The organism is Fulvimarina manganoxydans (assembly GCF_900176465.1).
GTDB lineage: Bacteria > Pseudomonadota > Alphaproteobacteria > Rhizobiales > Rhizobiaceae > Fulvimarina > Fulvimarina manganoxydans.
In genome coordinates, this window is record NZ_FWXR01000002.1 from 117,068 (window position 1) to 139,454 (window position 22,387).

Annotated in this window: 32 protein-coding genes; 30 read left to right on the plus strand and 2 right to left on the minus strand. The window is 60.9% G+C overall.

The window, feature by feature from the left end; genetic code table 11:
• Positions 1–2: 2 nt before the first annotated feature.
• The 21 genes from B9A15_RS03190 to B9A15_RS23600 all read left to right on the plus strand — a co-directional run bounded on the left by B9A15_RS03190 (position 3) and on the right by B9A15_RS23600 (position 14,565).
• Positions 3–1,040, plus strand: coding sequence for a major capsid protein (locus tag B9A15_RS03190; RefSeq protein WP_170923152.1), 1,038 nt, complete (start codon positions 3–5; stop codon positions 1,038–1,040).
• A gap of 12 nt (positions 1,041–1,052) precedes the next feature.
• Positions 1,053–1,217: a hypothetical protein gene (locus B9A15_RS22835; RefSeq protein WP_170923153.1), complete on the plus strand. Its 165-nt coding sequence runs from the start codon at positions 1,053–1,055 to the stop codon at positions 1,215–1,217.
• Between the two features lies 1 nt (position 1,218).
• Positions 1,219–1,596: a hypothetical protein gene (locus B9A15_RS03195; protein WP_084408592.1), complete on the plus strand. Its 378-nt coding sequence runs from the start codon at positions 1,219–1,221 to the stop codon at positions 1,594–1,596.
• Positions 1,596–2,378: a hypothetical protein gene (locus B9A15_RS03200; protein WP_084408593.1), complete on the plus strand. Its 783-nt coding sequence runs from the start codon at positions 1,596–1,598 to the stop codon at positions 2,376–2,378. The genes B9A15_RS03195 and B9A15_RS03200 overlap by 1 nt, the downstream gene beginning before the upstream one ends.
• Positions 2,362–2,856: a phage baseplate assembly protein V gene (locus B9A15_RS03205; protein ID WP_170923154.1), complete on the plus strand. Its 495-nt coding sequence runs from the start codon at positions 2,362–2,364 to the stop codon at positions 2,854–2,856. The genes B9A15_RS03200 and B9A15_RS03205 overlap by 17 nt, the downstream gene beginning before the upstream one ends.
• Before the next feature lie 14 nt (positions 2,857–2,870).
• Positions 2,871–3,173 carry a hypothetical protein gene (locus B9A15_RS03210; protein ID WP_084408595.1) on the plus strand — a complete coding sequence of 101 codons (303 nt, stop codon included), beginning with the start codon at positions 2,871–2,873 and terminating at the stop codon, positions 3,171–3,173.
• A complete protein-coding gene (locus B9A15_RS23745; RefSeq protein ID WP_084408596.1) occupies positions 3,149–3,412 on the plus strand; it encodes a PAAR domain-containing protein in 264 nt (87 codons plus the stop codon). Before B9A15_RS03210 ends, B9A15_RS23745 begins: the two co-directional genes overlap by 25 nt.
• A 1-nt stretch (position 3,413) precedes the next feature.
• Positions 3,414–3,602: a hypothetical protein gene (locus B9A15_RS03220; RefSeq protein WP_084408597.1), complete on the plus strand. Its 189-nt coding sequence runs from the start codon at positions 3,414–3,416 to the stop codon at positions 3,600–3,602.
• A 4-nt stretch (positions 3,603–3,606) separates the two neighbouring features.
• Complete coding sequence (locus tag B9A15_RS03225) at positions 3,607–3,990, plus strand: GPW/gp25 family protein (protein ID WP_210190470.1); 384 nt, start codon at positions 3,607–3,609, stop codon at positions 3,988–3,990.
• Positions 3,987–4,856 carry a baseplate J/gp47 family protein gene (locus B9A15_RS03230; protein WP_084408598.1) on the plus strand — a complete coding sequence of 290 codons (870 nt, stop codon included), beginning with the start codon at positions 3,987–3,989 and terminating at the stop codon, positions 4,854–4,856. Before B9A15_RS03225 ends, B9A15_RS03230 begins: the two co-directional genes overlap by 4 nt.
• Positions 4,853–6,136, plus strand: a complete 1,284-nt coding sequence (locus B9A15_RS03235; RefSeq protein WP_084408599.1) for a phage tail protein I — start codon at positions 4,853–4,855, stop codon at positions 6,134–6,136. The genes B9A15_RS03230 and B9A15_RS03235 overlap by 4 nt, the downstream gene beginning before the upstream one ends.
• A gap of 25 nt (positions 6,137–6,161) precedes the next feature.
• Complete coding sequence (locus tag B9A15_RS03240; RefSeq protein WP_139798176.1) at positions 6,162–7,421, plus strand: hypothetical protein; 1,260 nt, start codon at positions 6,162–6,164, stop codon at positions 7,419–7,421.
• A 24-nt stretch (positions 7,422–7,445) separates the two neighbouring features.
• Entirely contained in the window at positions 7,446–8,492 is a 1,047-nt protein-coding gene (locus tag B9A15_RS03245) for a hypothetical protein (RefSeq protein WP_084408601.1), read from the plus strand.
• Positions 8,493–8,498: 6 nt separating this feature from the next.
• Positions 8,499–10,781: a hypothetical protein gene (locus B9A15_RS03250; protein WP_084408602.1), complete on the plus strand. Its 2,283-nt coding sequence runs from the start codon at positions 8,499–8,501 to the stop codon at positions 10,779–10,781.
• Entirely contained in the window at positions 10,778–11,455 is a 678-nt protein-coding gene (locus tag B9A15_RS03255; protein ID WP_084408603.1) for a DUF4376 domain-containing protein, read from the plus strand. The genes B9A15_RS03250 and B9A15_RS03255 overlap by 4 nt, the downstream gene beginning before the upstream one ends.
• A gap of 44 nt (positions 11,456–11,499) precedes the next feature.
• The gene (locus B9A15_RS03260; protein WP_084408604.1) at positions 11,500–11,727 is read left to right on the plus strand and encodes a hypothetical protein; all 228 of its coding nucleotides are present in this window, start codon (positions 11,500–11,502) and stop codon (positions 11,725–11,727) included.
• Positions 11,727–11,972, plus strand: coding sequence for a hypothetical protein (locus B9A15_RS03265; RefSeq protein WP_084408605.1), 246 nt, complete (start codon positions 11,727–11,729; stop codon positions 11,970–11,972). The genes B9A15_RS03260 and B9A15_RS03265 overlap by 1 nt, the downstream gene beginning before the upstream one ends.
• A 373-nt stretch (positions 11,973–12,345) precedes the next feature.
• A complete protein-coding gene (locus B9A15_RS03270) occupies positions 12,346–13,536 on the plus strand; it encodes a phage tail sheath family protein (protein ID WP_170923155.1) in 1,191 nt (396 codons plus the stop codon).
• Between the two features lie 56 nt (positions 13,537–13,592).
• A complete protein-coding gene (locus tag B9A15_RS03275; RefSeq protein ID WP_084408607.1) occupies positions 13,593–14,102 on the plus strand; it encodes a phage major tail tube protein in 510 nt (169 codons plus the stop codon).
• 8 nt (positions 14,103–14,110) lie between these two features.
• A complete protein-coding gene (locus B9A15_RS03280) occupies positions 14,111–14,434 on the plus strand; it encodes a phage tail assembly protein (protein ID WP_084408608.1) in 324 nt (107 codons plus the stop codon).
• Positions 14,434–14,565 carry a hypothetical protein gene (locus B9A15_RS23600; RefSeq protein WP_280173777.1) on the plus strand — a complete coding sequence of 44 codons (132 nt, stop codon included), beginning with the start codon at positions 14,434–14,436 and terminating at the stop codon, positions 14,563–14,565. The genes B9A15_RS03280 and B9A15_RS23600 overlap by 1 nt, the downstream gene beginning before the upstream one ends.
• On the opposite strand, the gene B9A15_RS22840 is transcribed toward B9A15_RS23600, so the two are convergent.
• Positions 14,562–14,939, minus strand: a complete 378-nt coding sequence (locus tag B9A15_RS22840; protein WP_170923156.1) for a hypothetical protein — start codon at positions 14,937–14,939, stop codon at positions 14,562–14,564. The genes B9A15_RS23600 and B9A15_RS22840 overlap by 4 nt on opposite strands.
• Here B9A15_RS22840 and B9A15_RS03290 point away from each other — a divergent pair.
• The 9 genes from B9A15_RS03290 to B9A15_RS03335 all read left to right on the plus strand — a co-directional run bounded on the left by B9A15_RS03290 (position 14,938) and on the right by B9A15_RS03335 (position 21,595).
• Positions 14,938–17,484, plus strand: a complete 2,547-nt coding sequence (locus B9A15_RS03290; protein ID WP_170923157.1) for a phage tail tape measure protein — start codon at positions 14,938–14,940, stop codon at positions 17,482–17,484. The two genes, B9A15_RS22840 and B9A15_RS03290, sit on opposite strands and share 2 nt — an antisense overlap.
• Entirely contained in the window at positions 17,484–17,927 is a 444-nt protein-coding gene (locus tag B9A15_RS03295) for a phage tail protein (RefSeq protein ID WP_084408611.1), read from the plus strand. Before B9A15_RS03290 ends, B9A15_RS03295 begins: the two co-directional genes overlap by 1 nt.
• A 7-nt stretch (positions 17,928–17,934) precedes the next feature.
• Positions 17,935–18,147 (plus strand): tail protein X, encoded by a 213-nt coding sequence (locus tag B9A15_RS03300; protein ID WP_084408612.1) that lies wholly within the window; start codon positions 17,935–17,937, stop codon positions 18,145–18,147.
• A gap of 3 nt (positions 18,148–18,150) precedes the next feature.
• Positions 18,151–19,152, plus strand: a complete 1,002-nt coding sequence (locus B9A15_RS03305) for a phage late control D family protein (protein WP_084408613.1) — start codon at positions 18,151–18,153, stop codon at positions 19,150–19,152.
• A 68-nt stretch (positions 19,153–19,220) separates the two neighbouring features.
• Positions 19,221–19,928: an NlpC/P60 family protein gene (locus B9A15_RS03310; protein ID WP_084408614.1), complete on the plus strand. Its 708-nt coding sequence runs from the start codon at positions 19,221–19,223 to the stop codon at positions 19,926–19,928.
• A 2-nt stretch (positions 19,929–19,930) separates the two neighbouring features.
• Positions 19,931–20,221, plus strand: coding sequence for a hypothetical protein (locus B9A15_RS03315; RefSeq protein ID WP_084408615.1), 291 nt, complete (start codon positions 19,931–19,933; stop codon positions 20,219–20,221).
• Positions 20,222–20,224: 3 nt separating this feature from the next.
• Positions 20,225–20,467, plus strand: a complete 243-nt coding sequence (locus B9A15_RS03320) for a hypothetical protein (protein ID WP_084408616.1) — start codon at positions 20,225–20,227, stop codon at positions 20,465–20,467.
• Positions 20,468–20,470: 3 nt separating this feature from the next.
• Positions 20,471–20,731, plus strand: a complete 261-nt coding sequence (locus B9A15_RS03325) for a hypothetical protein (RefSeq protein ID WP_084408617.1) — start codon at positions 20,471–20,473, stop codon at positions 20,729–20,731.
• 204 nt (positions 20,732–20,935) lie between these two features.
• On the plus strand, positions 20,936–21,595 hold the full coding sequence (locus tag B9A15_RS03335; protein ID WP_084408619.1) for a sunset domain-containing protein: 660 nt from the start codon (positions 20,936–20,938) through the stop codon (positions 21,593–21,595).
• A gap of 545 nt (positions 21,596–22,140) precedes the next feature.
• On the opposite strand, the gene B9A15_RS03340 is transcribed toward B9A15_RS03335, so the two are convergent.
• Positions 22,141–22,386: a hypothetical protein gene (locus tag B9A15_RS03340; protein ID WP_084408620.1), complete on the minus strand. Its 246-nt coding sequence runs from the start codon at positions 22,384–22,386 to the stop codon at positions 22,141–22,143.
• Position 22,387 lies beyond the last annotated feature (1 nt).

The window sequence follows — 22,387 nt, forward strand, 5'->3', positions numbered from 1 at the left end:
CCATGCCCAGCATCGTTGACATCTTCAACGACGACGCCTTCAGCGCCACGTCGCTGACTGCCGCCATCAATGTCGTTCCGAATGACTACGGCCGTCTTCGGGAGCTGAACCTGTTCCCCGAGGAGCCGATCCCGACCACCACTGTTGCGGTTGAGTATGCGAACGGCACGCTCAATCTACTCCCGACCCGCGAGCGTGGCGCTCCGTCTTCTCTCGGCATGCCCGAGAAGCGTCAGGTTCGTTCGTTTGAGGCATTTCACGTCCCGCACGATGATTTCGTGCGCGCCGACGATGTCCAGAACATTCTGGCTCGCGTTGGATCAGCCGGGGTCCTGGAGTCGGTTCAGACGCTCGTGAACCGCAAGCAGATCACCATGCGCCGCAAGCACGCGATCACGCTGGAGCATATGCGGATGGGTGCGCTGCGCGGGGAAATCCTCGACAGCGACGGCTCGTCTCTGCTCAACCTGTTCACGACCTTCGGTGTCACGCAGCAAAGCGTCGACTTCGTGCTCGGCACGGCCACGACTGATGTGAAGGCGAAGGCCCGTTCGGTCGTTTCCTACATGGAGGACAACCTTGAAGGCGAGGTGATGACCGGCGTCCATGTCCTCGCGTCGCCGGAGTGGTACGAGAAGTTTATCGGCCATGCGAAGGTCGAGGAAATCTACAAATATTACGACGGGCAGAACAATCCGCTCCGCCAGGATGTGCGGCGCGGCTTCCCGTTCCACGGCCTCACGATCGAAGAGTATCGCGGATCTGCGCAGTATCTGCAGGAAGACGGCACCTATGCCACTCGGCGCTTTGTGCCGGCTGGCGAGGCGATCGCGTTCCCGCTCGGAACGATGGACGTCTTCCGAACCTACTTCGCGCCCGCCGACTTCATGGACACGGTCAACACCCTTGGCGAGCAGATCTACGTTCGCCAAGCCGTCGATCCTGAGTTCCAGCGCTGGGTGAAGATCCACTCCCAGTCGAACCCGCTTCCGCTCGTGAAGCGGCCAAAGCTCCTCGTCAAGCTGACGTCGAGCAACTGAGGAGGCTGACCGATGCAAGTGAAGAACTCGAAGGGCGAGGTCGAGACAATGCGCTATGGCCCCGCTATGGCTGCCGTCGAAGCAGGGACCCATACGATCGTCAACCTCGACGAAGACGGAAAGCCGAAGGCGGAGAAGTCCAAGGCCAAGAAGTCCGACGAGAAGAAGTCGGGCTGACATGCCGGCCCCTGACGAAAAATATCGCGCGCTCGCCAAGAGTGGGCGCGCGAGCATCTGGGATGAGGCACTGCGCCTCTACCCGCTAAAGAACGGCGTCGTTGATCAAAGCCGGCCCCTGCATTCCTGCACAGGCTCTGTCCGGCAGGGCAATGAGAAGGAAGCCAATGCTTCGGGCGGCGGCGCTCAGGCATGGTCGACGCGCATCGCAGCAGGTGAGGCGGAAGCCTACATCACCCGCTCCACCTATACCGGCCCGCAGATCAAGGAAGGCGACAAGCTGCGCCGCATGGATCGCGCCGGGCAGCCTTTCTACGAGATCGCCTCGGTCAATGACCGGGACGCGGGCGACATCATCCTCAAGCTGACGGAAGCCTGATGAGCCTCGTTCGCTATGCTCTCCGCCTTTGCGCCGTCGAGGCGCTGAAGGGGCGCACCCTCGTTGGCGAGAACGTCCGCAACAGCCGGATCGGCGCAATCGACATCGCCGCCGACGGCACGCTGCGCATCAACGAAGAGCGCGGCTTCGTGGACGTCTTCACCGACGACAGCACGGCCGACGAGAACATCGACACCCGCGATCTCCGCGAGAACGGCATGCTGGCGATGAACTTCGAGACCGGCATCACCACCACAATGGTCGAGACCGATGAGCAGACAGCCGAGAGCGTGATTGTAGGCGTTGGCATACCGGCGACAGATGATGCTTTCGAAGCGACCTTGGACATTCTCGACAATCAAATAGTCCGAGCGCTGACCGATCCCGAGAACGAATGGGCCGAACTCTGGCGCAAGCTGTCGGGCGGGGTGGCGAAGATCGAGCGTCGCCGCATCTCCTCGCAGGATGATGGCGTGCGCCGCGCGGCCCGGCAGCTTCGCATCACGCTCAAGGCAAAAGCCGATCCGACCTGGGGGCAAGAGCTTGTTGAGACGTCACCATTCATGCGGTTCAAGGCTTTGGTCGAAGATCGCATTCCGCAACATGCCGGCACCGTCGCTCTGATGATGGGCATGGAAGTCGAAGGCGACCCGGTTGCCATGATCCGTGCGGCCTTCGGCCAGACCGCTTCCGAGGCCAAGGCCCTCGGCTACGCTCTTGCGAGCGACGCGCCGATCTCCGGCTTTACCATCAAGGATGCGCGCGATGAGCCTGCCTCCTGACGACATTTTGCAGATGATCCCCTGGCTCGTTCGCCAGAAGGCGGAAGAGCAAAGGCGCAATCGCAACCGGCGCCGGGCGGGACGGATCATCGAAGCCAAGCCGGCGGAAGGGCTCTATCGGGTTCGGTTCCGCGATGAAGACGGTGAGACGCCTGCCTTTGATAGCCCATGGCTCCCGGTTCGGGCCGTCTCGACTGGCGGTCTCAAAATCCAGGCGGAGCCGACCATCGGCCAGTGGGTCGAGGTCGTGTCCGAAAGCGGCGAGATGATCGACGGGTGGATCGAGATGAGCGGCTTCAACGACGACGATCCGCGCCCGCACGACAAGAACGGCGAGCTGGCCGTGAGCGTGTCGGATGGAGCGTATCGCCAGACCATCGCTCAGAACGGTTCCGAGACCACCAAGGCGGTAAGCCGGACGCACAACACGGACGGCGACATCGACTTCAATACTGGCGGCATAGTCCGTTTCAACTAACCGCGTGAGGTTTCATGCTTTTGCCCGGCGTCATTTTCATTCGCAAGTTCAGAGATGAATTCTCTGGTTTGCCGATGTCTATCGGCTATGCCCATCCGCTTACGGTTGCCGCAGAGACCGCTGAGAACGCGCTGTTGATGGCCGTCGATAACACGGTGGCTGAGACGACCCCGCAGGAAATCGAAGCAAGCGCCATGGAAATGATGCCAGTCAGCGCAACGGACTTCGAAAGAAGCGTGGCCGGCTCTTTGGCAAAGCTCGCGGCCATCGTTCAGATTGCCAGCGTGACGCAATGTCAGATCCCGTCGCCACGCTAGGCGACGGCGCGAGCCATCCCGGCAAAATCACAAGTTCATGTTCCCGTCATTACGCGAACAATGGTCGCCTGATCGCAAGACAGGGCGACACTTTTACGTGCGAGTGGCACGGCGAAAACCCCATCCTCGGCAACGTCTCGCCGAAGGTTCAAGTCGAAGGCCAGATGGCCGCTCGGCATGGCTCCATCTGCGCATGCGGCGCCGTGATCGTCGCCTCCGCAATATCCCCAGAGGTTTGAGATGCAGACCAAGACTTACACCGTCATGGAGCCCGGCTTCCTGTTCGGCGATCACTATCCCAAGGGCGCCAAGATCGAGCTGAACGAAAAGCAGGCGCGTCGCTTCGTCGACGAGGGCCGGATCGCTCTACCGAAGGCTGAAGAGCCCAAGAAGGCGCCTGCGCCGGCCAAAACGGACACGAAGGACTGAGCCGTTGCCAGCGTCCGTCGGGATCAACCGACAGGTCGGGCGCCCTCTGACCGGATGGGAGCACGTCGAGCAAAGCATTGCCGTCATCCTCACAACGCCGATCGGTTCCCGCGTGATGCGCCGTGAGTTTGGCTCCGAGGTTCCAGCTTTGATCGACAGGCCAATGACGAACAGGGTGATCCTGGCCGTCTATGCGGCAACGGCCAATGCTCTGCGCCGATGGGAGCCGCGCTTCCGGCTGACGCGGTGCCAACTCCAGCAGGCTTCGCTGACCGGCGAATTATCGATCGCGCTGTTCGGCACGTATTACCCGAGCGGCCATCTCGGCGATTTCACACCAGATCGGTCTGAGATGACCAGCGTCGTTAGCCTGGGGAGGGCGGCATGAAGACGTTTGTTGCCCCCCAGATCAATCCTTCTCTCCTTCCGGCACCGGATGCGATCGAAGAGGTTGATTTCGAGAGCATCCGATCTGATCGTATTACCGACTTCGTACAGCGCGCCGCATCGGAAGGGCTTGATTATGATGTCGGAGGACTGGAGACGGATCCAGTCGTCATCGTCGAAGAAGTCGACTCATATCGGGAAACTCTTGTTCGAGCCCGCATCAATGACGGCATCCGCGCAGTTCTGCCTGCCTTCGCTAAGGGTGCGGATCTCGATCATGTCGCCTTAAAATCGGGCGTCGTTCGCCAGCCCGGCTGGTCGGACAAGACGCTGCTCCAGGCCTATCTCGCCAATTTCGCTCGACCCTCTGCCGGGTCGGAAGACGCCTACATCATCCATTGCGTCGAGGCTTGGCCGGACGCCTATGACGTGGCCGTGCGGCACGCCGGGCGTGGCCAAGTGGCAATCACCTTGCTGGCGAAGCCCGGCGAGCGGGTGCCGGAAGGTGCTTTCGACGCTATCCGCGAAAGGCTGCGCGGGCGGTATGCAGTGCCGCTGACCGACCGCGATATGATTACCATCGGCGAAGCATCGCTACCGGTATGGACGGCGGCCGTCACGCTTGTCGTGCCGCCCGGCCCGGCGCCCTCCGGCATAGTCGCAGCCGCCGAGAAGCAATTCGCTGATCTTGCCGCGATCACCTATGCGATCGGGATGGGCGTGCCGCTTGACGCCATCTATGCCGCCGCCCGGGTGCCGAACGTCCTTTCGGTTCGCCTCGACGAGCCGTTCGTGGAGATCCCGCGATCGGTTAACGCGGCGCCCGTGTTCGGTGGCGTCCGCATTCGAACAGAGGTCGCCCGATGATCCCGTTCGAGAGGCACCTCCTGCCGCTGTCGTCTTCGACGGCGCTGGAACGCGTCATCTCGGCGACTTCGCATCGGTTGCTCGATCTGCCGGTCCCGTTTCGCGAGACGCTCGACCCGCTCACGACGCCGGCAGAATTTCTGCCAATCCTCGCTCATGGGCAGTCGGTCGACCTTTGGCGCGAGGAATGGCCCGAGGAAAAGCAGCGCTGGGTCGTCGACAACTGGTACAAATTCGAAGCGGCCAAGGGCACGCTTGGCGGTCTCGAAGACTTTGTCGGCCTCGTCGATGCGGCGGTGGTTCACGTCATCATCCCGCCGCAGGACGCGTTCTGGGAAGAGGATTTGACGCTCGAAGAGCACCGGGCTTTCCTTGAGCGGTTTCGCCAGCTCCGGGTCTATCCGTTCTTTCCGGAGATCAAGCACACCGAGGATTGCTTCCCGTCGTCGGACCTTGTCGCCGATGCCGATGCCTATTGGGATGACATGGTCCTGCTCGACGAGGGGGCGGACAACATCTTCCGCCGGGCGGCCTATCTTTACGATCCAGCCGATGGGTCGATGACGGAGCTGACCTTCCGCACGACGACGGAGCTGGTCACCCGCGAGACCTATGTCACTTATGACGAAGTGGTCTTGCCGTCGAAGCCGTCCGAAGGCTTCTTCTGGGACGACTGCCTCGGCGCCTATTTCCTCGACGCCGACGGCTCGGCTGACCGGCTCGTCTATCGGGTGGCGACGGATCGCTCGGCGATGTGGGCGCGCAACCGGGCGCAGATCAACACGGTCGCGCCCTCGCTCGATCCGATCAACATCGACCCCGAGCTCGTCTCGGAAACGGCGCCATTGCGGCCAGGTGACGACTGCTATGACGCCGACAGCTTCTGGGACGACTGCTATCTGCCGGAGAACGATTCCTGGCGCTTCGTCTATGAGCGCACGTTCCTCTTCGAGCCCGATCGCGCTCCGAGCGGGCCGGGCGGCTTCGGCGGCACGTTCTGGGATCACGCTCGGCTCGGCATGCCGGAGTTTCAGGCGATCGCGAAGGTCGATGTGACCGACACCCAGCCGGTCTTCGCGTTTGGTGACGGATTCTGGGGCGAATGCCTGCCCGACCCTGACCTGCGCAAATATGAGGACGTTCTCGACGCGGCCGATCTCGCCCGCGCAGCGCGCGATCAAATCCTCGTCGACACTGCCATCTACCGCCCGCGCCGGGTCGGCGATCCGATCATCATGGGCAAATCCCGCGTCGGCGACTTCGTCCCCGACTTCTTCTGATCTTCCTTCACAATCGAGGACTGCAATGGACCGTGCGGTAAACGTTCGGCCGAACCAGCAAATGACGGCTGGCGACGGGCAGAACATTCAAGAGTTCCTGCGCGCTGGCATCGCCCGGCTCATTCAGGATGCCTTCGGATCGACCGGCTATTATTCCGGCTTCCAGATCTCCCGGCGCGATGTCTGGGAAATCCAGTTCACCGAAGGGCGGCTCTACGTCTCGGGGCAGGCCTATTCGGAGCGCTCGCCGGCACCGATCAATCTCTACAATCAGCGCCCGCTCGAAGGGCAGCGGAAGATCGCGACCATCGTTGCGCGGGGCGAGCCAGTCGATAGCGACGACCAGCCGCGCAAGTTCTTGAAGGACGTGAACACCCGCGAGACGCAGGTCAACACGGTCTCGATGCTGAAGACCTGGACGGTTTTCCTTGAGGCCATCGTCGGCCCGCCCGCGGCCCAGCCCGTCGCCCCCGCCGCGCCCGCCGGCTATGTGAAGATCGGCGAGGTGGAGCTGACCTCGGGCGGCATCCCATCAACCGACGGCATCCGCATGTCGCTTGAGACCGAGCTGCCGAACGTCACTGACATCCTGATGTCGGTCGACGTGCTCGAAGACTGGCGCGAGCAGACGGAAGTGTCTGTCGGCCGCCTGCGAACCGACCTCTTTGCGCTGTCGCGCTCGCTCGAAAATTATGCGTCGCTCGCGCTTCTGCAGGAGGTTCTTCAGCGGCTTTCCGCAACTGAGAAGACGGCGAACGATGCCCTGGCGCTCGCCAGCGACGAGCCATTCCTACTCGATTTCATCGAAGAATTCGCGTCGGAAGAGGCAAGCGACACGGGCTATGCCGGATACTCGGCGCGCATCAAGGATGGGCGGCTGCGCTTCCCGCGCACCGAGGGGAACATCCAGGGCGGCATCCAGCTTGCCAATGCGATCGATCCGAAGGTCGACAAGGTCGGCGATGTGATCACGCCGAAATCGTCGGCGCGCACGGTCATCGACAATTCGGGCAGCCTCGGCCCGTCCGTCCGTCTCCAATCCTACACCATCGCTGAGCAGCCCGTGAGCTACACACCGCCGAGTTCGCCAAGCGGCTATCAGGCCCCGGTCGTCAACCAGCCGACCAAGACCGTCGCCCAGACGCAGGAGCCGGCGAAGACCTGGCTACCATCGACGCAGTCGCTCTCGCAGGTCCAGGCGTCCCTGGGGTCTGGCTACACCGTCACGGTCAAATCGCCGCCCAATCAGTTCGGCGTCGCGTCCTACTACGTCGTCAAAAAATAAGCTCGGAAAGGCGGGGAAGCACCCATGGCAACGCATACTGCACAAGGCCGGGCTCAAACCTTCATCGCGGCATCCGGCGGCCGCCTCAAGGATCTGACGCTCTACTTTCAATCCAAGGCCAGCGTCGGCAACGTCGTGGCCGTGATCTGCCACACGGACGGTGGCTACCCGAACATCGCCAACGCGATCGTTGAGGTGACGATCACGCCTGCGGATATCATCGTCGGAGCCGTTGGCACGAAGATCCCGCTGCCGCCGGAATCGCTCGTGGCCGGTCAGCGCTACGGCCTCGTCATTCTGTCTGCCGGGGACCACGCGCTCTATACGTCGGCCAAGCCGCGCTCAACGACACAGGGTCAACATTGGGCGTTGAACGGGTCGAGCAGTTACATCAAGGGCGATCAGGACGCTTACGACATCGCGTTCCGGCTGACCTATCAGACCTATGAGCAGCCGCAGTGCATCGTCGATCTCGGGGCGATCACCTTCGCGGGCGGGATGGACGGCGTCGTCATCGACGGTGTGGTCGACGAGCCGTCTGGCACGGACATCTATTTCGAGATCCAGAAGGCCGGGGGTCAATGGCAGACGATTGGCATCACCGGCGGTCAGCGGCTCCAGGCCGATTTTACGGACCGGCCGGACAGCATCCAATTTCGCGCCGTTTTCAACGGCACGTCCGAAAAGATGCCCAGCCTTGTGGTCGGCGGCGCGCGGACGGCCATCAAGCCGTTCCGCAACGAGTCGACCTTCAAGCACGCATCGAACGAGATCGATGCCGGGGCGGGTGAGACCGTCAGCTATGTGAAGCTGAACGCCGTCCTCGACTTCTTCGACACCGATGACGACGACTATTCCTTCGACATGCAACTCGATGTCGGCGGCTCGATCATCAATCCGGCCAGCGTGAAGGACGTCCACTTGCGCGACTCGACGCTTGTCTCGCGCACGGCGATCTTCGAACTCGGCACGCCGACGCAGACCTATGCGGCGGTTCTGACGGGGGCAATGGCGACCGGCCGCCTGGAACGCTTCACGGTCGACAACGTCAAGCACTATGCAAAGGCGTAATCTCCTATGCGCAAATACCCGATCCCTTACGCCGTCCAGGGCAACGAGGACTACACGCCTGAATTCTGGAACGATTTCCGCGAGGATGTGGATATCCGCATCCATGTGATCGAGGAATTTCGAGAGCTGGTCCTTGGCGACGGCTATCTCGGCGGCCTTATCAAGGAGGCGCGGGACACCCTGCAAGGCGTTCTCGACCCGGCTGTTCAGACGATCCAGAAGATCCAGGAGAAGGGCTTCCTCGTCGCGCGATCCACAACGAGCGTGACGCTTGCCGAAGGCGCCGAACTCGGCTGGATCATCTCGGAAGGCGACTCCCGTGATCTCTTCACGCCCTCGACCTTCACCATTCTGGCGAACACGTCCGAGCCGACGAACTATGCGGTGCTGCGCACGATCTCCTATGATCGCGATAGCGGTACGTATTTCGCCGAGGTCGTGACCTTCAACGGTTCGCCGGGGCCGCATGGCGGGTGGGAAATCGGTGCGCTCGCCGGCCCGACGCTCGCCATGCTGGATTACCTTGCGCAGGTGAAGGGCGCCCGCGATGCCGTGCTGACGGCCACCGGCCCGATCGCAGACTATGTCGCCGCGATCGAGGCGGACCGCCAGGAGATTGCGACGCTCGCCGGCCAGATCAATCAAAACCGGATCGACGCGGAAGAGGCGGCGCAGGCGGCCCAGACCTTCGACCCGGCGAATTATTACACGAAGACGGCTGCTGACCTGCTGCTCGACAAGAAGGCCGATGCGGATGCGACCGCGACGGCGCTTGCCTCGAAGGCAGATGCCGCCGCGACGACGGCCGCTCTCACCGATCGCGACACGAAGGCCGAGGCGGCGCAACGGGTCTCCGATGCGATCGATGCAATCGTGTTCCCGAAATCCTCGGGCGTCATCACCGCTGTGGCATCCGGCGCTATTGGCAATGGTGACGTGGTCGTTCTGAATCCAGACGGGACAGTCAGTGTTGTAACGCTAACGCCCGAGGGCCTTGGTCCAACTGAAACCTTTTCAAGCGAAAACCTTAGTTGGTTAGCGGGCGCAAAAATCAATGATAATACAATTGTTCTCTGCTATCGTGACGAAGGCAACGCTGGGCGCGGAAGGGCTGTTATTGGCTCTATATCTGGAAACCAGATAATATTTAGCCCACCGATCACATTCCTTAATACTGGCGTCAATTTTTTGAGCGTTGCCGCTATTGGTGATAACAGATTTGTCGTCTGTTACCGCGATGAGGCCGTAAGCAATTACGGTAGCGCCATGGTTGGCCAAATATCTGGGGCATCTATAAGCTTCGGATCGAGCGCAATCTTTCGTGGTGGCGGGGCTGCGATAGGGCGGAATGATGTTGCTTATCTAGGCAATAATAGAATTGTTGTTGGATGGGTTCTGACTAATTCACCATATTCCGGAGAATGCAATATAGGGACAGTTTCTGGAACTGAGATTTCCTTTCCTAGCTTCAAAACTATCAGGAGTGGGCAAACATCAAACCCGTCAGTTGCAGTAATTGATCAAGATCGTTTTGTTTTTGCAACAAGAGCCGATAACTCCAACGGACTAGGGCATGTTGCGTTTTGCACGATTGCTGGAAACACAATCTCCGTAGTTTCAGGGCTTAATTTTGATACCAATAGCTGCTCTTATATTGACGTCGCATTTGTCAGCCCGGATAAAATATTAATTGCTTATGTTGATACATCCACATCACCGTGGACAGGGAAACTTTTTCTAGGAAAGATTAATGGAAGCTCGATTTCATCGATTAGCCAAATAGCATTTGATCAAACGAACATATATTCGATCATGCTTACGCATGACGACGAAAGTGACTCGTTCATTATAGCCTATAGGGATGGAACAGCGGGCGGATATACGTTTTTTGTTTCGGCAGCGGTATCCGGGGATGCCGTGAACGTCTCGGGTAAAATCGCTGTAGCAAGTTTCAGCACACAAAATTCGATGGTCACAGCCACAACAAGAGGCCGGCTGTATTTCCACTACCGAAACAACGTGAGCGGATTTGGGGAGACGGCTTTCTACCAAATGGAGACGACCGACGCAGGAAATTGGCTCGGCATTTCCGACGCTGATTATGACGATGCCGATCCCGCAGACATTCTCGTCGCCGGAAGCGTATCACAAGCGCAATCTGGCCTGACAATTGGCTCCGTCTATTACATCGCCGACGACGGCTCTCTGACGACGGATAGCGCATCGGGCCGCAAGATCGGCTTTGCGATTTCGCCGACAGACTTGCTCATCACGGAGACCAACCCATGACCGCGACCGCTATCGTCCGTAAGGATGACGGTCTGGTGCTCTATCTCTTCGATGGATCGCCGGACCTGACGATTGACGAGCGCGGGCTGCACGGGCCAGTCCGCGCGCTGGATATCCGACCCGAAACGCATGAAGCGATTGAGGTCGAAGACGTACCGTCGCCATGGGTTGGCGGCGCCTATGCCTGGGATGGTTCGGATTGGGCCGTCGTCAATCAGGCGATCCTCGACGCTATCGAGCTTCGTCGATCCGAAGAGGCGGGTGCGCTCCTGACAAAACGCCTTGCGACGCTCGCCGAGTATCGATGGCGCCGGGAGGAGGCCGGCATTGCCTGGGTCCGTCCAAGCGATAGCCGCGTCTTCGGCATCGCGACCGACCGGGAAAGCCAAGCGAAAATGCAGGCCGAGCGATCGGCGGCGCGCGACGGTCTTCGGACCGATGGCGCCGGCTGGAAATGCCTCGACGCGGCGACCGGCCGGATTGTCTGGGAGCCGATGGCGAATGCCGACGTCGAAGCCTTCGCAGCGGACGCCTGGGCTTATGTCTCAGCGTGTTTCGCGCGCGAAGGCGCGCTCGGCGCGGCGCTCTATGCCGCTGCGGCCGATGACGGCCGGACGGCGGATGAGCGGATCTCCGCGATCGAAGCCGTCGATCTCGAAGTTGGCTGGCCTTAAGGCCTCCGGCTTCGCCTCTTCCACATCAAACGATCGGGCGACCTATGGCGCAATCCACCATTACCGACCGGCATCGCTCGGTCCTCATCACGCAAGTTCGCGAGATCGCCATTACCGAGGTCGCAACAGACGGCAATGTCCACCGTCGGGCGCTTCGCATTTTGGGCGAGCCGCAGACCAACGGGCAGCTGACCGAGATCTTCGAACTCATCCTCGAAACCGAGCGTGAGAAGGAAGACATCCGCATCGACGCGCCGCCGTTCGAATTCTGATGGCCGCTGTCCCCGACTATTGCACCGGCTGGTTCGAGGGCTCCTGGGCCTCGTGCTGCGCGGCTCATGATCTTGCCTATGCCGATCCGGCGATCGGCCGCCTGTCAGCCGATTGGGCGCTCGCGCAATGCGTCGCGGCGACGAGCGGCGGGCCGGTGATGGCTGCGATTATGTTCGGCGGTGTTGTCTTGTTCGGCTGGTGGTTTCGCTGGCGGGCACAAAAGCGCAGGCCGCCGAAGGCCTAATCACCCGCAACCCCACACCCAACCGGCCGCCACAAGCGGCCTTTTTCATGCCGGCCATTCGCGCCCGGTTCGCCGACTGACGCCCTTCGGCAAGGCAGTATCACCCACATAGGAGGGCCGGATGGCCTCTGTCGAAAATCACCACGGCGTCCGGGTTTTCCAGTCCGGCGACGAGCCGGTCGTGATCCGGCTCCGAAACACGTCTACGGGCGGCCTTGTCATTCCGATCGAGACGGATGACCTGCCGACCGGCTATGCCTTCAACAAACCTTTCCTCGTCGCCAAGCCTTCCGATGCCGCAAACCTGCCGGACGCGGTCAAGGAGGAGATCGACAGCTTCTATGACCAGACGGTCAATCAGATCGTTGTCGTCATGGTGGACAAGGGCGAGGACGCGACCGAGACGACCGCGAACATGGTCGGCGACTTCGCGACCAAGACTGGCGTCCATGCGCTTCTCAAGGCGACGTCGCAGAGCCTGCCTCGGCCGAAGCTGATCGCGATGGCCGGCTACGCCAATACGGCTGCGGCCGATGGCGTGGCGTCCGTTGCTGTCACGACGCAGGGCTCGGGCTATTCGGCCGACACCACCGTCACCGTCGCTGGCACGACCGGGCAGGGCGCCGTCCTTCAGCCTGTCATCGGGACGGATGGGGCGATCACCGCCATTGCAGTCGTGAAGCCGGGCTATGGCTATACGGGTACGCTGGCTTTCACGATCACCGACCCGGCGGGCACAGGTTCCGGCGCGGCTCTGTCCGGCACAATCGGCTCTGTCCTCAACCCGATCCTCGCCGAGATGATTGGCGTCGCCGACAAGCTCCGCGCCATGATCTACACCGATGGCCCGGACAGCACAAACCAGGCGGCGGTGCAGGCCCGTCAGCTTATCGGCTCGAAGCGGGTCGCCTACTGCGATCCCCGCATCCTCAAGAACATCGGCGGTATCAACTATCCCCGCGCGCTCTCGACCGTCTATGCCGGCTTGCAGGCCAAGATGGACAAGGAAAAGGGCGCTGTGTTCGCCGGCTCGAACATGGTCATCAACGGCATCAGCGGCACAAATCGCCCCGTAGAATACGGCGAGGATGCGAACGACCTGAATTTCAATCGGGTCAACACGGTCATTAATCGCTCGAACATCGATGGTGCCGGCAGCTTCCGGGCGTGGGGCGTTTGGACGTGCTCGGATAACACGATTGATCAGTTCATCCCGGTCGTCCGGGTAATGGACCTTGTCAACGAGAGCGTTGAGGAAGGATTCCTTCCTTTCGTTGATCGACCGCAGACGCTTGCCCAACTCGACCTTATGGTGATGACTGGCAACAACGTCCTGAAGCGCCTCGAAGGCGAAGGCTTCCTTCTCCCTGGTTCCAGGTTCTGGCTGCTTGACGATCAGACCGCAGATGATGGCGTACAGGGTATTGTTAAGTTCGGGATGCGTTTCGAACCGCCATCTCCAATGGTTGATATTCGCATCTCAGCATATAGAAACTTTACGATTGGCTACGAGCTTCTGTATTCGGCCGTCTCAGGCGAGGTCGAAGTCGGCAATATTCTCTGATGATCTGCGGCGGTCCCTCGCGGGCCGCCTTTTCTTTTGGCTAAAGGAGCCGACCTATGGCGCGTAAGCCCGCATATATCTTGAAGAACGTCAGCCTGTCTGTTGAGGGCGACGTTCGCATTGGACAGTGCCAGTCCATCACCATCCCGGTCCTCGAACGGACCATGGAAGAGTTTCGCAACGCCGGCATGATTAAGCCGCGCGAAGTGGCGATGGGCTATGAGGTCACGACCGCGACCTTCACGGAGACCGCTTTCGACCCGGCCGTTATGGCGCTGTTCGGGATCGTCAACGGCTCGAACCGCAACATCATCGCCTATGGATATCTCGAAAGCGAGGACGGCCGGGAGCATGAAGCTCGGTTCGAGATGGTCTGCGACTTTAAGAAGGTCGACGGAGGCGACTGGTCTCCCGGCGAGAAAGCTGAGACCGAATACGAGATCGCCGTCCACGAAGGCCGACTCGTTATCGATGGAACCGAGGTCTACGCCTATGACGATTTCGGGATCACCATCGGTGGCGTGAAGCAGCAGCCCGGCATGGCCGGTGCCTTGCGCATGATTTGAGGTGACCCATGACCGACCAGAAAACCATCACCGTGAAGCTCGAAGACCCGGTCGAGTTCGACAAGAAGACCTACACCGAGCTGACTTTCGGAAAGCTTAAGGCCAAGCACCTTGCTGCCATGGATCTGGTGAAGGGCGAGAGCGTCAAGCCGATGGCGATGTACGCCAGCATGGCCGGCGTTCCTCTGCCCGTCATCCAAGAGCTTTCCATCGACGAATGGGAGAAGGTCCAGGAGGAGACAATCCCGCTCCTGGGAAAGTCGATGCAGGCGCACATGAGGCGCCATCTGGAAAAACAAGAAGCAAGCGGCGAGACACCGACTACCACCTGATGATTGCGGCGATCGGCCGGTATCTCCATCAGCCGATCGACCAAGTCGAAGAATGGGAAGTCGAGAAGTTCCTGGCCTACTACGATCGGGCGCAGGAGCTTTTGAAGATGGAAAACCCCGAGAGCGACTAGGATTGGAAGACGTCAATCAGGGCGGAGATTTCAGCGGGGTTTCCGCCCCATTCCTCGACAGCTATCCGCCCACCGTCCATAGCCTCGATGCTTTCAGCATTCACATATTGTTTAGCTTTGCCCGTAACCGGATGAACCACCGGCTTTCCGTCTCGCTCTGTGACCTCGAATAATCCGCCAACCGAAGTGTTGAGTACCGGATGGCAATAAACGAAGCTGCGGTCATTCAATTCCTCGGTGTCACAGACAACGGCAGACCACCCGCTAGTCTTCACAAAATGAAGTTCGATCGCACTCGCCCCGTCGTCGATGCCCCCCGCAATGGCGGGCGAAGTGAAGAGGATTGCGGCTGCGGCTGCAAATAAGGTTTTCATGGCTCGCCTCACTTCAGAACTTGTGCTGTCGCTGGTCGACAAAGTGACCGGCCCCGCGAAAGGTGTCGCGGGTGCGATCTCGACCATGCAGGATCGGTTGCGCGCAAACAACCAGCGGCTCGACGAAATGCGCGGCCGGATGGTCGAAACTGCCGCAGTTGGCTACGGGCTTTACCGCGCGATCAAAGCGCCCGTCATGGCGGCGGTGGAGTTCGAAAGCGCAATGGCTGATGTGCGAAAGGTCGTCGATTTTCCGACGCCCGACGCTTTCAAGCAGATGTCGGCCGATATCGTCGCCATGTCCACCCGCATTCCGATCGCCGCCACGGGTATCGCAGACATCGTTGCGGCGGCCGGTCAGGCTGCCATGGCGGGCAACGAGCTTTTGCAGTTCACGGAGATCGCCGCCAAGGTCGGTGTGGCCTTCGACATGACGTCGGCTGACGTTGGCGAAGCCCTGGCGAAGATCAAGACGCAACTCCAGCTCTCGGTTGCCGATACCGGCGCGCTGGCCGATGCGATCAATCATCTCTCGAACACTTCGGCGTCTTCGGCCCCCGACATCGTCAACTTCATGAAGAGGGTCGCGGCGACCGGCGAACAGTTCGGGTTCACCTCAACGCAGACCGCAGCGATTGGCTCGGCGATGATCGCCGCTGGCGCCGAGGCAGAAGTTGCAGCGACTTCATTCAGGAACGTGGGTCGGGCGCTCGCCAAGGGAGAAACCGCGACTGACCGGCTGAGCGAAGCTTTCGAATCTCTGGGGCTCGACGCGGTTGATGTCGCAAAGCGCTTCAACAAGGATGCCGTCGGCACGCTGCGCGATGTGATAACGCGCATCAACAAACTTCCCGACCACATGAAAGCGAACGCGCTCTCGGAGATTTTTGGCGACGAGGCGCGCGCTCTAGCACCGCTGGTCACGAACATCGAGCTTTATGACAACGCCCTGAAGTCCGTTGCGGACCAAGCATCCTATCTCGGGTCCGCTCAGAAGGAGTTCGAGGCGCGCGCGGCCACCACGGCAAACGCAATGCAGCTCTTCCAGAATAAGGCGACGGCAGCCGGCATTGCGATCGGCTCGGCGCTCTTGCCGGCCCTCAACGACCTGATGGATCGCCTTGGCCCAATCGTCATGGCAGTGGCGCGGTTCGCGGAGGCCAACCCGAAGCTGACGCAATCGATCATCGCTCTCACGGCTGGCTTCGTCGGCCTCCGCGTTGCGGCGATGGCTGCGCAGTTCTCGTTCTTCTGGATGCGAGGCGCTTATCTCGGCGCCGCCCTTCGAGGTCTGAAGTCGCTTGCCTCAGCCATGGCCTTCATGGGCTTCAAGGGCAAGCAGACCTATCAGGTATTTTCGAAGCTCGATCAGGTCACTGACACGGCCAAGAAGGCGTCTCAGGCGAGCCAAGCCATGATCGCCGGCATGTCGCGGTCGCAGTCGGCTTCCCAGATCGCAGCCGCAGCGGCAAACGCGACGGCGGCCACTCGGATGATCCAGGGCATGTCGGCGGCGGGCGCGGCTGCCGCGCCCATTCTGGCCGGCCTATCGTGGCCGATCTTGGCGATTGGCGCGGCTCTCGGCGTCGCTGCAATCCTTATCCGCCGATATTGGGAGCCAATCTCTAACTTCTTCGAGGGCTTCGGCGAGGTAATTGGCGCCGCTCTATCCAATGCCGCCACTGAGGTGGGCAATTTTGGGATGAAGGTCGCGGAGGCCCTTGGCGTTGAACAGTTTGTCCAGCCGGCGTTGAACGCAATCAACGAATTCGGCGCTATGGTGATGGATGCTTTCCGGGCTGTTGGAACTTGGATTAGCGATGTTTTCGCAAACATCTGGGCTGTTGAAGATTTCTCAGGTGCGGCAGAAAGCGAATTCCGATCGGCTGGTCAGCGCGCCGCAACGGCCTTCTTGAATATGGTTACCGCCGTTCCAAGCAAGATCGCGGCGAACTTTCAAAACCTGGCTTCCCTTATCGTCGGCCAAATTGGCATCATTGACTTCTTCGAACGGTTCCAGAACCCGGTTGAACGTATTCTTGCTTGGTTCCAAGGTCTCGGTTCTCGGATCATGAGTGCGATCGGGACCATCGATTTGGCAAGTCTGGTCAAATGGCCCAGCATGCCGGGCTGGATGGGGTCACAGGCTGTCGGGAAAGGTCACGCTGGCAACGACCCCATGAAGCCGATAATGCCGGGCGACTCTTCCGCTGCTCTTCTTGGCTCCGGTGCCGCTCGGATGGAAGGCCGCGCCACAGGCGGCCCGGTCACCGCTGGCATGCCGTTCACGGTTGGCGAGCGCGGACGCGAAATCTTCGTCCCGCCGGTCAACGGTCACATCATCAACGCGCGAGACACGAACGCTTTGGTTCGGTCGTCACGGCAAAGTGGCGCAGGACAGGGCGGCGGCGGGCCAGTGAGCGTCACTTTCGGCAACATCATCGTTCAGGGCGGCTCGAACGCGAGCGCTGCGGATATTCGCCGAGAGTTCAGCCGTGAAGCTGGCATTCTTCTCAGGTCTCATTTTACGGATGGGATATACTAATGGCCGGCCCCGTCATTATGGCACTCGGGCCTTTCGCCTTCGAGGCGCACGGCTTCGGCTTCGACAAACGGCGCCGCAGCCAGGGCACACGCTGGGCGGAGGTCCAAGTTGCCGGCGGCATGAACCCGTCGCAATGGACCGGCGGCGACGGCTATATCGAACAGATCAGCGGCGTCTTGTTCCCCGTGGAGTTCGGCGGCGAGCGAAATCTATTCGGGCTCTATGAGGCGGCGAAGGGCGGGCAGATCCTGCCACTCGTCGCGCTCAACGGCACGACGCAGAACATCTTCGACATGTTCGTCATCGAAGCCATCAACGACGATCCCGAGTTCGTCGACGAGTTCGGCCGCCCGCGCAAGAACGCCTATGCGATCGACCTGAAAGCCTATCAGGGGTCGGGCTCGATTGCGTTCAACCCGGCGTCCGTTCTGAGCTACTTCTGAGGCAATCATGGCAGACACCATCGTGACCGAAACGAAGGAGATGCTGGACGTGATCTGCCGGCGAACCTATGGCGACGAAAGCGGCTACGTCGAAGCCGTCCTTGACGCCAATCCTGGCCTTGCCGCGCTCGGCCCGATCCTGCCTGTCGGTACGTCCATTCTCCTACCTGACATCCCGACAGCGATTGAGGTTGTCCCGGTCGTGACGCTCTGGGACTGAGCCATGACGCCATCCTGCAAGATCACGATCGACGGCCAGCTTGTCAGCGGCGTCTTCGCCTCGCGCATCATCTCGTGCAAGGTGACGGATAAGGAGGGCGTGTCCTCGGATACGTGCTCCATCCAGCTTAACGATTTCCCCGTCGCAGCGATCCCCCGCAAGGGCGCGATCATCCGTATCTGGATGGGTTACGGCGTTGCCGGTATGGCCTACATGGGCGCCTTCACTGCCGAGGAAATCGAGGTCGAGATGTTCCCATTCTCAATGTCGATCACTGGCAAGGCGGCCGAGATGCGCGGATCAAGCAAGCAGAATAAGGAACGTCATTGGGACCAGAAGTCCGTGAAGGATATCGTCTCCCAAGTCGCTAGCGAGAACGGCCTTCAGCCGGTCATAGACGACGAGGCCGGCTCGCATGTCTATGAATGGTTCGCCCAGCAAGGCGAAAGCGACATTCACTTTGTAGAGCGGCTGGCCGATCGCCACGGGGCTATCGTCTCGGTCAAGGATGGCAAGCTGATCTTCGCCTCGAAAGCCAGCGGCAAAAGCCCGTCAGGCTCCGCGCTGACGCCGGTCATCGTCACGCCGTCCATTCTTCAGCCCGGATCGGCCCGCGTCCGGTTCTCTGACCGCACGCAATACAAGGCAGTGAAGGCCTCCTACACGGATCGCAAGAAGGCCAAGAAGCTCGACGTCGAGGAACAGAGCGACCCTGAAGGGGCTGCGGTCTATCGGTTGAACGAGCAATTCGCAGACGAAGCGGAAGCCAAGCGCGCGGCGAAGGCCAAGGCCGGCGATCTCCTGCGGCGCCAAGCGACGTTCTCATGCACGATCGTTGGCAACCCGGCCGCACGTGCTGGCGCTCCGCTGACGTTTGCCGGATGCCGCCCAGGTGTCGACGGTCTGCCCTTCATCATCGCCACGGCCAACCACGACTATTCGAAGAGCGGCTACACCACGTCGCTGGACGGCGAGAGCCAAAGCGGCCAGCGCGCCGCAGGCTGACCTCCCCACCCCATCAACAAGCAATCCACAGGGCTCGCTCAGGCGGGCCTTTTTCTTTGAGGTGAACCATGTCGAAAGAGATCGTCAAGGCGGTGCAGACGCGCCTTGCAGACCTGAACTATTACGATGGCGCGATCGACGGCGATGCCGGGGCGAAGACAGAAGCGGCGCTGACTGACTTCAAGCGCGCGAATGGCCTGACGGCGAGGCCGTATCCTGTCATCCAGACGATGCATCTCCTCTATGACGAGGACGCCAAACCTCGGGCAAAACCGATCGCGGTCGAAGGCGGCGAACCCGCCTGGATGATCGAGGCCCGATCGGTGAAGGGGCTACACGAGGCAAAGAACTATTCCGAGCTGTCCGCTTGGCTGCGCTCGGATGGCTTGACGCTCGGCGACCCTCGCAAGCTGCCTTGGTGCGGTGACTTCGTACAGACCGCGATCAAGCGGGCGCTGCCGGGCGAGGATATTCCGGCGAACCCTTATCTCGCGCGCAACTGGCTGAAATTCGGCACTGAGACCAAGCCGCGCCTCGGCGCCGTGATGGTATTCTGGCGAGGCTCGCGCAACGGCGTCAGCGGCCATGTCGCCTTCTACGTGGGCGAAGACGCTTCGACCTATCACATTCTCGGCGGCAACCAGTCGAACGCAGTGACGATCACGCGTATCGCCAAGTCGCGCCTTCTCGGCGCCCGCTGGCCGAAGACCGACGCCACCCACACCCAATCGCAACAGATGGCCGCCGAGGGCGCCATCAGCACCAACGAGGCGTGATCATGAGCAAGTGGTTCCCAGACCGCAAGGTTCTCGGCGGCGGCATGTCCGCTATCGTGGCGTTCTTGCTGATCCAAATCGCGTCCGCTGCCGGTGCCGACATCCCCGCCGAGTGGCAGGCGATCCTGCCTACCGCAATCGGCTATGCCGTTTCTTACCTGTTGCCGCCGGCAGCGCGCGACGTGATTGCGCGCATGGATGACGCGCTCGTTGAGATCGCGGCCGCAGACCCAAAGTCCAAGGTGTCGCCAGCCGTCGGCGAAGCGGTCAAACGCATCCACGATGGGACATAGCTCATGGGCCGCACACTTGCCGCCGCCCTGACTATCGCGGCCTTCCTCGCGCTGGCGTGGATGCTGTTCACGCCCGCTCACTCCAAGCCCGCCCCCGGCCGCTCTCTCGCGGGCCTCATGCGTGACTGTCAGCGGATCGGCGCCGAGAACAGCATCCGCAATCGAGGAGGGCAAATCGAAGCGCTGACCCGCGACAAGGACGGGTGCCTCGTTTGGCGCCGAATGCACTCCGGCGGGCCAAGGTAGGCCATGCCTGAGGCAGTGATCGGCACCGCAAGCCAGGCTCTCATCGACAATGGCGTCATCGGCGCCGTCTGCATCCTGCTCATGGGCGCCCTGGTGTGGGTCGTGCGGACCTTGAGGGCGGAAATCAAGGACGAGCGAGACGCCCACCAGCGGACGAGAGAGGAGCACCTGAAGGACGTTCGGATGCTAGGCAGCCTCGGGGAATCGGTCAGGGATCAGCTCAAAGTGCTGGAGCTTTTGATCAACGAGAGGGACCGGCGATGAACCTTCTCGGCTTCCTGACACGGCGAAATGACAAAGACGAGGTTGCAAGGCGCGAGGTTGAAACGTGCCTTGAACAGGAGCGGGGCGACTTGCGTAACACAGTGCAGACTATTCACTCGCATTCGAGGCGGCTGACCCTCATGGCCGGCGTGATGGAAATGAGGGGGCACGGCCATGAAGAGGCTAGCTAAGAACGAACTGTTCATGCTCATCCTCACCGGCTTCGCCCTCTATTGGGTCGTCGGGATGCTGGCCGAAGGACCTTGGCTGACGGCCGTTGTCGCGGCGGCAAAGCTAGTCTTCGGCGTCGTCGTCTTTTTCGGATGGGGGCCGGACGCCTGGGGCGTGCTGCGGAGCAAATACGGCAAGGTCGAAGGGCGCCACTATGCGCTTCTTGGCATTGTCCTGATTTCCCTCGGCGTCGTCTATAGCGGCACCTTCGGAATTGCCTGGGTGGTGGCGGGGAGGCCGATGGAATGGCTAGGGACGCTCTATTCCAACTTCGGCAACTTCTGGCTGACCGGCGGCCTTATTCTCTTGGCCGTCTCGCCAGACGTGACGAAGGAGGGGTTCCAGCCGCCACACTGGTATTACATCATTGCCGGCGGTTCGGCCCTCGCGATCGTCGCGTTTCTTCTAGGGACGCAATGGGCGGGCGCCGACCGGGAAGAAGCCTATGCGCCTCACATTTACGGCCAGAGCTATCCGATATGCCCGATCGACCGGCCGGTGAAAGGCAACAGGACCAACCGAGGGAAAATCTATCACGAGCCTAGCTCGATCGACTATCACCGGACGATTGCCGAGAGGTGCTTTGTCGATGTGGCGAGCGCTCGCGGGGCCGGATATCGCCCACCGGGATAGCGTGACGAAACCTTAACCCTTTCCGCCGACAATCTCCGTAGGCAATCGTTCCCCAATCCCTCGATCGCCGACATTGTGTGATGCGTAAGCGCCCGTCGTCGCATTTCCCGTGACGGCGGGCGTTCTATTTGCGTTCCATTCCTTATCAACCGTTATGGTAGTGGAACATTCTTAGAACTAACCCAACAACTTGGCCTTCACCATCACAACGATCTCGCGAGAGCCACAACGCTTGCATCGCAAAGGCCACTTCCGTTGGATATAAACCGCCTCCGGGCCGTACCGCTTGATCAGCGCGTCCAGCACAAGCTCGGAGTGACCGCAGCCGTCACAGTGCGCGATCAAACCCATTCCGAGGGATCGGAGATGGCCAAGCGTGTCGTCTGGATAGGTGGCGTTCACAGCAGCGAAAGCATGGCGGCTGAACCGAGGACGACGACGCAGATGCCGACGAGCATGAAGGTTTGGTCGGACATGCCGCCATCCCGCTGTTCTGTGATCCCTACGATCTCAGAATGGTCAACCGGCTCGCTGAGGGCAACACATCATTCGTCGGCCATGTTCGCCGGCAACTCACCGTGGCGTGCGAGCACCACCGGTTCGTCGAGAACCTCGCCGGTCTCGTCGTCCGCGACTTGCCGGAAGGCGACCACGCCCGCGAAACGCTTCGCATCACGCTCGGCCCGGCCAATCGCATCGTCATCGGACCGGCATTGGGTCGGCTGGACCGCGAGAAGGCGCTTGCCCTTCTTCTCGAACGCCTGGACGACGAAATAGGTCTTCTCTGCCATC